Raw genomic sequence first — 9017 nt, 5'->3', positions numbered from 1 at the left:
CGACCTGGACCCGACTTGCGGCAGGCTCGATGGATGCTAGAGGAACTGAGGGTCAGCCTCTTCGCCCAACAGATGGGCACGGCATACCCGATCTCGGAAAAGCGGGTGCGCAAGGCGCTCGAAGCCAAGGCCTGAGCGGGCTCAGGCGTCAGGAGCAGATCATCCCCGTCCGGCATGGCAGAAACCCAGTGCGCCGAAAGACTCGCGCGGCAACTGCCGCGCGAGCCGGTTTTCCCGTATTACGGCGAACCCGCCAGCCTCCCCGTCTCGCCCCGACTATGCGTCGGAACGCTGCGCGGGGATGCCGGCCAGCAGTGCCCGAACCTCGGCCTCACGGTAACGGCGGTGCCCGCCGAGCGTGCGGATCGAGGTGAGCTTGCCGGCCTTCGCCCAGCGGGTGACCGTCTTCGGGTCCACCCGGAACATCGTGGCGACCTCCGCCGGAGTGAGCAGCGGTTCCGCCTCGGGCGTACGCGCGGTCATGAACGGCCTCCTCCAAGAACGGGCCGCTCCTCGCGGCCCGATTCGTACTGGATCCTCCCCGATGGCCCGTCATGCCCGCGATGAACCTCGATGGGCGTGTCGGTGATCGGACGAACGTCTTGTCGTTCAAGAACTAGAACTACACCATCCAGCGCGGTTTGGCGGCGAAGTCTATGAAATCGATACACAGGACGTGCAACTTCTACGAATCGCACGACACCGCCCATTGCGGACAGTAGTGACGGTGTGACGTCTCGTCACACGCGGTGGCGGCTGTCTCCACACGGCCGATACGGCCGCACTTTTCGCGTATCCGACACGATAGATGGATCATCGCGTTCCGGGGAACACCCCTGCGCTCTCAGCCGTCCGCTCGGCTCTACGCTGTGCGCAGGCTTGAACTGCTCACTCGAAAAGGAGTCTGACAGCAGTGACCAACCATGACGCCACAAGCGCTACGGTCCCCTCGCCTCTCTTCCCGTCCGGTCCCTCGCCGTTCCAGTCCGGTGGCCCGGAACAGGTCGTTTACTGCCACGACGAGCCGAGCGGCCTGCGGGCGATCATCGCGATCCACTCCACGGCGCTCGGGCCCGCGCTCGGCGGCACCCGCTTCCATCCGTACCCGACCGAGGCCGATGCCCTGGCCGACGTGCTGAACCTGGCCCGCGGCATGGCGTACAAGAACGCGCTGGCCGGACTGGATCTGGGCGGCGGCAAGGCGGTGATCATCGGTGACCCGGCCAAGGACAAGACCGAGCCCCTCCTGCGCGCCTATGGCCGCTTCGTCCAATCTCTGGGCGGACGCTACTACACCGCGTGCGACGTAGGCACGTATGTTTCCGACATGGACGTCGTCGCACGCGAGTGCGACTTCGTGACCGGCCGTTCGCCCGAGTACGGCGGGGCCGGCGACTCCTCCATCCTCACCGCGTTCGGCGTGTTCCAGGGCATGCGGGCGTGTGCCGAGGCGCTCTGGGACGGCCCGTCGCTGTCCGGCCGCCGCGTCGGTGTCGCCGGAGTCGGCAAGGTCGGCCGCCACCTGATCACCCACCTGCTCGAGGACGGGGCCGAGGTCACGGTCACCGACGTGAACGGCGCGGCCCTCGACTGGGTCCGGCGCACCCACCCCGACGTGCGCGTCACCGACGCGGTGGAGGAGCTCATCCGCGGCCCGATCGACATCTACGCCCCGTGCGCGATGGGCGGGGCGCTCGACGACGAGACGGTCGCGGCGCTGGCCGCCTCCGTGGTCTGCGGCGCGGCGAACAACCAGCTCGCGCACCCCGGCATCGAGAAGGCGCTGGCCGACCGCGGCGTGCTCTACGCCCCCGACTACCTCGTCAACGCCGGCGGGGTGATCCAGGTCGGCGACGAGGCGGCGAACCTCGGACACGGCGGCTTCTCGTTCGAACGCGCGCGCAAGCGGGCCGAGGGGATCTTCGACACCATGTGCGAGATCCTGCGCCTGGCCGGCGAGGAGGGGGTGCCGCCGGCGGTGGCGGCCGACCGACTGGCCGAGGCTCGGATGCGCAATGTCTCGCGGCTGCGGTCGGTCCTGCTGCCGGGACGGCCGTGACCGACAGGTGAGACGACGGCGCGCGGCCGGGGCCTCCGGCCGCGCGTCCGCGCCGCGAGGCCAAATCGACCAGAGGGCGGCGGGCACTGTATCCTCGTGCGAGGTATCCCTTCTGCGCTGATTCAAATCGCGGGCCGAGTGCCGTACCGATCCAGCGGAGAACCAGGTACCTTTGACTTTGTGACCGGTCCCGCGATCCCCACCGAGGCACCGGTCGCGTAAGTGACTGTGTCGTTGATCGTGTGTCGAGACCCGGGGCCGAGGCGCCCCGTCGTTGAGGGGGTCGAGCCAATGGGGCGCGGCCGGGCCAAGGCCAAGCAGACCAAGGTCGCCCGCCAGCTGAAGTACAGCAGCGGCGGGACTGACCTGGATCGTCTGCGGTCTGAACTGGGCGTCAGTGATTCGCAGCGCAACGGCGCCGAGGACCGTGATGACCTCGACGACCCGTACGCAGCGTGGGCGGATCAAGACGAGGACGAGGAAGAAGACGACGAAGACGGGGATTCTTACAGCTCCCGCAACAATGGGAGCCACGGCGCCAACGGGCATCGCTCGCGCTGACCGGTTCATCCCTTAGGCGCCCGGGCGCTTCACCGCGCCGGGCGCCTTTGTCGCGTCATCCCGCCCTCGTCCGCGTGGCATAGCCTTCGGGTCAGGTGGCGTACGAGCCGATCAGTTCCGCCGTACCCTTCGCCGGGTCGGACCCCTTCTCGATCGCGCCGAGCAGCCAGGCGTCTTGGTCCAGGGCGCGCAGCTCGGCGAGCGTGGCGTCGGCGAGGCGTGCCGGAACCACCGCGACCATGCCGACACCCATGTTCAGGGTGCGCTCCAGTTCCTCGCCCGGAACCCCGCCGACCGCGCCGACCAGGTCGAACACCGGCGCCGGTCGCCAGGTGGAGCGCTCCAGCCGGGCGTGCAGTCCGGGCGGGATCACCCGGGCCAGGTTCGCCGTGAGGCCTCCGCCGGTGATGTGCGCATAGGCGTGGATCTCGACCCTGCGGGCCAGCTCCAGGCAGGCGAGCGCGTAGATCCTGGTCGGTTCCAGCAGCTCGGCGCCGAGCGCGCGGCCGAACTCCGGCACTTCCCGGTCCAGACTCCAGCCGGCCCGGTCCAGCAGGACGTGGCGCACCAGCGAATATCCGTTCGAGTGCAGGCCGGAGGAGGCCAGCGCGAGCACCGCGTCGCCCTCGCGCACCCGGTCCGGGCCGAGCAGCGCGTCGGCCTCGACCACGCCGGTCGCCGCGCCGGCCACGTCGTACTCCTCGGGGCCCAGCAGTCCGGGGTGCTCGGCGGTCTCCCCGCCGACCAGCGCGCAGCCGGCCTGGACGCACGCTTCGGCGATGCCCTGCACGATCGCGGCGATCCGCTCCGGCACGACCTTGCCGGTGGCGATGTAGTCGGTCATGAACAACGGCTCGGCCCCGCAGACCACCAGGTCGTCGACCACCATCCCGACCAGGTCGAAGCCGATGGTGTGGTGGACGCCGGTCTTCTGGGCGAGCGCGACCTTCGTGCCGACGCCGTCGGTGGAGGTGGCCAGCAGCGGGCGCCGGTAACCGGTCAGCCGAGAAGCGTCAAAGAGCCCTGCGAAGCCGCCGAGCCCGCCGACCACCTCGGGCCGGGTGGCCTTGGCGACCCAGGTCTTCATCAGCTCGACCGCGCGGTCGCCCGCCTCGATGTCGACGCCGGCGGCCGCATACGTCGCGGGCGTCGCTGGAGTCTCGCTCACAGGGTGCCTGACTCTCTCGTCGTCACGGACGCGCCAGCGCCGAGGCGGCCTCGGCGGGCACCTCGAGCAGGTGCTTGCCCAGCTGTTCGGGGTCGGGCAGCTCGACCGGGTAGACGCCGTCGAAGCAGGCGCGGCAGAGCCGGTCGCCCGGGATGGTGGTGGCCTCGATCATGCCCTCGAGGGAGATGTAGCCGAGCGAGTCGGCGCCCAGCGAGGCGGCGATCTCCTCGATGCTCAGCCCGTTGGCGATCAGCTCGGCGCGGGTGGCGAAGTCGATGCCGTAGAAACAGGGCCACTTGACCGGCGGCGAAGAGATCCGCACGTGCACCTCGCGCGCGCCCGCCTCGCGCAGCATCCGCACCAGGGCGCGCTGGGTGTTGCCGCGCACGATCGAGTCGTCGACCACCACCAGCCGCTTGCCCTCGATGACCTCGCGCAGCGGGTTGAGCTTGAGCCGGATGCCGAGCTGTCGGATGGTCTGGCTGGGCTGGATGAAGGTGCGGCCCACGTACGCGTTCTTGACCAGGCCCTGGCCGTACGGGATGGCGGACTGCTCGGCGTATCCGATGGCCGCCGGGGTGCCGGATTCGGGGGTCGGGATGACCAGGTCGGCCTCGACCGGGTGCTCGCGGGCCAGCCGCCGCCCCATCTCGACCCGGGCGGCGTTGACCGAGCGTCCGGCGATGGTGGTGTCCGGGCGGGCGAGGTAGACGTACTCGAAGACGCAGCCCTTGGGCTCGGGGACGGCGAAGCGCTGCGAGCGCAGGCCGTTCTCGTCGATGGTGATCAGTTCGCCCGGCTCGACCTCGCGCACCTGGGTGGCGCCGACGATGTCCAGGGCGGCCGTCTCGCTGGCGACCACCCAGCCGCGCTCGAGGCGGCCGAGCACCAGCGGCCGGATGCCCTGCGGGTCGCGGGCGGCGTAGAGCGCGGTCTCGTCCATGAACACCAGCGAGAAGGCGCCACGCAGCCGGGGCAGGATGTCGGCCGCGGACTCCTCGAGCGGCCGACCGGTCTGGATGGCCAGCAGCTCGGTCATCAGGTCGCTGTCCGAGGTGGCGCCGCGGTCCTTGCCGACCAGGTCGCCGTTGGCGCGGGCCTCGGAGACCAGCCGGGCCAGCTCGGCGGTGTTGGTGAGGTTGCCGTTGTGGCCCAGGGCGAGCGCGCCGTGCCCGCTGGCGCGGAAGGTCGGCTGGGCGTTCTCCCAGACCGAGGAGCCGGTCGTGGAGTAGCGGGTGTGCCCGACGGCGATGTGCCCTAGCAGCGATCCCAGCGTCGACTCGTCGAAGACCTGTGAGACCAGCCCCATGTCCTTGTAGACCAGGATCTGCGAGCCGTTCGAGACCGCGATTCCGGCGGATTCCTGCCCCCGGTGTTGGAGGGCGTAGAGGCCGAAGTAGGCGAGCTTCGCCACCTCCTCCCCGGGAGCCCACACGCCGAAGACCCCGCAAGCGTCCTGCGGGCCCTTTTCGTTGGGGAGAATTTCGTGGGAGAGACGTCCGTCAGGGCGAGTCACGTCACCCAGCTTACGCCATGCCTTGTCATCAGCCGCTCGGATGATCACACGACGGTGTTTATTACGGCTCGTCAGATACGGTGCTCGTCCGATACGGTGCGCGCGCGGATCAGAGCGGGAGGTAGTCGCTCAGGTCGCTGCGGGGACCGCTGGCGTCGATGCGGCCGTCGGCGACCGCGTCGGGCCAGGCGAGATCGCCGAGAGCGAGGGCGAACCAGGTGTCCGCGTCCATCTCGACCACGTTGGGGGGCGTGCCGCGGGTGTGGCGGGGGCCCTCGACGCACTGGACGGCGGCGAAGGGCGGCACGCGCAGCTCGACACTGCGGCCGGGAGCCTTCTCGGCGAAGGCTTTGAGGCTGGCCTTGACCAGGGCGCCGAGCGCCGCCCGGTCGCCGGGTTCGAGTCCGGCGCGGGCGGCGCTCAGTTCCTTGGCGTCCATGGGCGTGTCCCGGCTGGTCAGCCGAACAGGGCGGGGAAGGTGCCGGTGTGGGCCTCTCGCAGTTCGCCGAGGGGAATCGAGAACTGGCCCTGGACCTCGACCGCGCCACCGTCGACCACGCCGATGCGGGCCACCGGCAGACCACGGAACCGGCACATGTCGGTGAACCGGAGCTCCTCGCTGCGGGGCAGCGCCACGACCGCGCGGCCCGCTGACTCGGAGAAGAGGGCGACGAAGGGATCAAGGTCGCCGGGCAGCACGATGCGGACACCCATGTCGCCGCGCAGCGCCGACTCGACCACCGCCTGGATGAGGCCGCCGTCGGACAGGTCGTGCGCGGCGGAGAGCATCCCGTCGCGCGACCCGGCGATCAGGACCTCAGCGAGCAGGCGTTCGCGCTCCAGGTCCACCTTCGGGGGCAGGCCGCCGAGATGTCCGTGCACCTGGTGGGCCCACTCGGAGCCGCCGAACTCGTCCCGGGTGTCGCCGAGCAGGAGCAGGATGTCGCCCTCGCCGGTGAAGGCGCTGCGGGTGCGGCGGGTGACGTCGTCGATGACGCCGAGCACGCCGACGATCGGGGTCGGATGGATGGCGGCTTCGCCGGTCTGGTTGTAGAAGGAGACATTGCCGCCGGTGACCGGGGTGCCGAGGATCTGGCAGGCGTCGGCGAGGCCGCGGGTGGCCTCGGCGAACTGCCACATCACCGCGGGGTCCTCGGGGGAGCCGAAGTTGAGGCAGTCGGTGACGGCGAGCGGGCGGGCGCCGGTCGCCGCGACGTTGCGGTACGCCTCGGCGAGGGCGAGCTGGGCGCCGGAGTAAGGGTCGAGCTTGGTGTAGCGGCCGTTTCCGTCGGTGGCGAGCGCGACGCCGAGGCCGGTGGACTCGTCGAGGCGGAGCATGCCGGAGTCCTCGCCGTGGGCCAGGACGGTGTTGCCGCGCACCCGGTGGTCGTACTGCTGGACCACCCAGCTCTTGTCGGCGAGGTTGGGGCCGGCGGCCAGCTTGAGGACGGTCTCGCGCAGCTCGTCGCCGGTCTTGGGGCGGCTGAGCGTGTCCGGAGTGGCGGCCTGGAGCGCGTCCTGCCAGGAGGGCCGGTGGTACGGGCGCTCGTAGACCGGTCCCTGGTGGGCGAGGGTCTTCGGGTCGACGTCCACGATGGTCGCGCCGTGCCAGGTCATGCGCAGGCGGCCGGTTTCGGTCACGGTGCCGATGACCGTCGCGGTGACGTCCCACTTCTCGCAGAGCTCGAAGAACCGCGCCACGTTGGCCGGGGTGACCACGGCCATCATGCGCTCCTGCGACTCGCTCATGAGGATTTCCTCGGGCACGAGCGTCGCGTCGCGCAGCGGGGCCAGGTCGAGCTGGACGTCCATGCCTCCGGTGCCCGCGGCGGCCAGCTCCGTGGTGGCGCAGGAAAGTCCGGCCGCGCCGAGGTCCTGGATGCCGACCACGAGATCTTCGGCGAAGATCTCGAGGCAGCACTCGATCAGGACCTTCTCCATGAAGGGGTCGCCAACCTGGACCGAGGGGCGCTTGGCGGGCTTGTCCTCGTCGAAGGTCGCGGAGGCCAGGACCGAGGCGCCGCCGATGCCGTCGCCACCGGTGCGCGCGCCGAACAGGACGACCTTGTTGCCCGGGCCGTGCGCTTGGGCGAGCTTGATCTCACTCTTGCGCATCACGCCGACCGCCAGCGCGTTGACGAGCGGGTTGCCTGCGTAACAGGCGTCGAAGACAACCTCGCCGCCGATGTTGGGCAGGCCGAGCGAGTTGCCGTATCCGCCGATGCCGCGCACCACGCCGGGCAGGACGCGGTGGGTGTCGGGGGCGTCGGCCGGGCCGAAGCGCAGCGGGTCCATCACGGCGATCGGCCGGGCGCCCATCGTGAGGATGTCGCGCACGATGCCGCCGACGCCGGTCGCGGCGCCCTGATACGGCTCGACGTAGGACGGGTGGTTGTGCGACTCGATCTTGAAGGTGACCGCGAGATCGCCGCCGACGTCCACCACGCCCGCGTTCTCGCCGGGGCCGACGAGCAGGAAGTCGACGTCGGGGGCCTTCTCGCCGAACTGCTTGAGGTGGATCTTCGAGGACTTGTAGGAGCAGTGCTCGGACCACATGACCGAGTACATCGCCAGTTCGGACGAGGTCGGACGGCGCCCCAGCAGGTCCCTGATGCGGGCGTACTCGTCCGGCTTCACGCCGAGGGCCTCGTACGGCTGCTCGACGTCGGGGGTGGCCGCGGCGTTCTCGACGCTGTCCACCGTGTGTGCCACGGTCGCGGGGGACGGGTCAGACATCAGGCGCTCACGCTCACCAGGTGCTTGAGGATCGAGGTGAAGAAGGGCAGGCCGTCGGTGGCCGGGCCCGGGTAAGGGCCCGTCAGCTCCTCGACGGCGTGCTCGGGGTGCGGCATGAGGCCGACGACGTTGCCCTCGGCGTTGGCGATCCCGGCGATGTCGCGGGCCGAGCCGTTGGGGTTGTCCAGGTAGCGGGCGATGACGCGCCCTTCGGCCTCGAGCGCGTCCAGGGTGCGCTCGTCGGCGGTGTAGCGGCCCTCGCCGTTCTTGATCGGGATGACGATCTCCTGGCCGGGCGCGTAGTCGGCGGTCCAGACGGTCGAGGCCGATTCCACACGCAGCCGCTCGTCCCGGTTGACGAAGAGCATGCCCCCGTTGCGGATCAGCGCGCCGGGCAGCAGGTGCGACTCGCACAGCACCTGGAAGCCGTTGCAGATGCCGAGCACGGGAAGACCATCCCGGGCGCCGGCGATGACCGACTCCATCACCGGGGAGAAGCGGGCGATCGCGCCAGCCCGCAGGTAGTCGCCGTAGGAGAAGCCGCCGGGCAGGACGACCGCGTCCACGCCGTGCAAGTCGGGGTCGCGGTGCCAGAGCGGGACCGCCGAGGCACCGGAGAGGCGGACGGCGCGCAGTGCGTCCTGATCGTCCTGGGAACCGGGGAAGGTGACGACGCCGATCGCGGGGGCCACCTACGCCTCCACCCTGACGTCGAACTCTTCGATGACCGTGTTGGCGAGCAGCTTCTCGGCCATCTCGCGGACCCGGGCGAGCGCGGCCTCGTCGGCCGGACCGTCCAGCTCCACCTCGAAGCGCTTGCCCTGGCGGACGTCGACGACCCCGTCGAAGCCCAGGCGGGGCAGCGCGCGCTGGACGGCCTGCCCCTGCGGGTCGAGGATCTCGGGCTTGAGCATGACATCGACCACGACGCGTGCCATATGAGCACTCCAAGTGTCTGACCGCGCACGTCCGCGTGC

Annotated in this window: 10 protein-coding genes; 3 read left to right on the top strand and 7 right to left on the bottom strand. The window is 70.4% G+C overall.

Annotated features, from left to right (window positions below):
* The coding region (locus tag VGZ32_RS29145) for a DUF3418 domain-containing protein (RefSeq protein ID WP_414642605.1) at window positions 1-135 on the top strand (135 nt) is incomplete at its 5' end.
* Between the two features lie 141 nt (window positions 136-276).
* On the opposite strand, the gene bldC is transcribed toward VGZ32_RS29145, so the two are convergent.
* The gene (gene bldC / locus VGZ32_RS26615; RefSeq protein ID WP_326888960.1) at window positions 277-483 is read right to left on the bottom strand and encodes a developmental transcriptional regulator BldC; all 207 of its coding nucleotides are present in this window, start codon (window positions 481-483) and stop codon (window positions 277-279) included.
* 430 nt (window positions 484-913) lie between these two features.
* Between bldC and VGZ32_RS26610 the strand changes: the two genes are divergently transcribed.
* A complete protein-coding gene (locus VGZ32_RS26610) occupies window positions 914-2059 on the top strand; it encodes a Glu/Leu/Phe/Val family dehydrogenase (protein ID WP_326888959.1) in 1146 nt (381 codons plus the stop codon).
* A 291-nt stretch (window positions 2060-2350) separates the two neighbouring features.
* The gene (locus VGZ32_RS26605) at window positions 2351-2620 is read left to right on the top strand and encodes a DUF3073 domain-containing protein (RefSeq protein ID WP_326888958.1); all 270 of its coding nucleotides are present in this window, start codon (window positions 2351-2353) and stop codon (window positions 2618-2620) included.
* A gap of 91 nt (window positions 2621-2711) precedes the next feature.
* Here VGZ32_RS26605 and purM read toward each other — a convergent pair whose 3' ends face one another.
* The 6 genes from purM to purS all read right to left on the bottom strand — a co-directional run bounded on the left by purM (window position 2712) and on the right by purS (window position 8978).
* A complete protein-coding gene (gene purM, locus VGZ32_RS26600; RefSeq protein ID WP_326888957.1) occupies window positions 2712-3788 on the bottom strand; it encodes a phosphoribosylformylglycinamidine cyclo-ligase in 1077 nt (358 codons plus the stop codon).
* A 22-nt stretch (window positions 3789-3810) separates the two neighbouring features.
* Window positions 3811-5304, bottom strand: coding sequence for an amidophosphoribosyltransferase (gene purF / locus VGZ32_RS26595; RefSeq protein ID WP_326888956.1), 1494 nt, complete (start codon window positions 5302-5304; stop codon window positions 3811-3813).
* A gap of 109 nt (window positions 5305-5413) precedes the next feature.
* Complete coding sequence (locus VGZ32_RS26590; RefSeq protein ID WP_326888955.1) at window positions 5414-5743, bottom strand: sterol carrier family protein; 330 nt, start codon at window positions 5741-5743, stop codon at window positions 5414-5416.
* A gap of 17 nt (window positions 5744-5760) precedes the next feature.
* Complete coding sequence (gene purL, locus VGZ32_RS26585; protein ID WP_326888954.1) at window positions 5761-8040, bottom strand: phosphoribosylformylglycinamidine synthase subunit PurL; 2280 nt, start codon at window positions 8038-8040, stop codon at window positions 5761-5763.
* Window positions 8040-8732 (bottom strand): phosphoribosylformylglycinamidine synthase subunit PurQ, encoded by a 693-nt coding sequence (purQ, locus tag VGZ32_RS26580; protein WP_326888953.1) that lies wholly within the window; start codon window positions 8730-8732, stop codon window positions 8040-8042. The genes purL and purQ overlap by 1 nt, the downstream gene beginning before the upstream one ends.
* On the bottom strand, window positions 8733-8978 hold the full coding sequence (purS, locus tag VGZ32_RS26575) for a phosphoribosylformylglycinamidine synthase subunit PurS (RefSeq protein WP_326888952.1): 246 nt from the start codon (window positions 8976-8978) through the stop codon (window positions 8733-8735).
* Window positions 8979-9017 lie beyond the last annotated feature (39 nt).

Source organism: Actinocrinis sp. (assembly GCF_035938995.1).
GTDB lineage: Bacteria > Actinomycetota > Actinomycetes > Streptomycetales > Catenulisporaceae > DASZGI01.
Note: the sequence above shows the minus strand (reverse complement) of the source record. Positions and strands in the feature narration are given on the sequence as shown.

Excerpts from the sequence above, each read along its gene's own strand:
- purL (WP_326888954.1), bottom strand. The coding sequence starts at position 8,040 with ATGTCTGACCCGTCCCCCGCGACCGTGGCACACACGGTGGACAGCGTC.
- purS (WP_326888952.1), bottom strand. The coding sequence starts at position 8,978 with ATGGCACGCGTCGTGGTCGATGTCATGCTCAAGCCCGAGATCCTCGAC.
- VGZ32_RS26605 (WP_326888958.1), top strand. The coding sequence starts at position 2,351 with ATGGGGCGCGGCCGGGCCAAGGCCAAGCAGACCAAGGTCGCCCGCCAG.
- VGZ32_RS26590 (WP_326888955.1), bottom strand. The coding sequence starts at position 5,743 with ATGGACGCCAAGGAACTGAGCGCCGCCCGCGCCGGACTCGAACCCGGC.
- bldC (WP_326888960.1), bottom strand. The coding sequence starts at position 483 with ATGACCGCGCGTACGCCCGAGGCGGAACCGCTGCTCACTCCGGCGGAG.